This window comes from Vallitalea sediminicola, assembly GCF_054408565.1.
The window spans coordinates 1-272 of record NZ_BTPT01000162.1 but is presented as its reverse complement, the minus strand read 5'-3'; the positions used below and the strand labels follow the sequence as shown (position 1 = coordinate 272).

The window sequence follows — 272 nt, the reverse complement described above, 5'->3', positions numbered from 1 at the left end:
TTCCTTGTTACCAGTAAGTTTAATAACAAGGAAAATATCTTCTCTATCATAATTCTTTTTTATAGAAGCTATTGCTTTTGAAAAATTCCATGTAATTTTATAAAAATAATTATCCTGAATTAAACTGTCAACTACTACAAGAGGTGCTGATATCTTGGTTGACAGCTTATAGAACATATCTCCTTTTACATTAATTAAAAATACTCCCTCTAATTCTCTTTTTGATATAATGTCTATCTGAGGTTTGGAAACACTAATGGTGCTTACAATAA

The 272-nt window shown here is 27.6% G+C and carries 1 protein-coding gene; it reads right to left on the bottom strand.

Going from position 1 to position 272, the window contains the following annotated elements:
- The coding region (locus ACX6CF_RS26275) for a hypothetical protein (RefSeq protein ID WP_458788342.1) at positions 1–272 on the bottom strand (272 nt) is incomplete at both ends.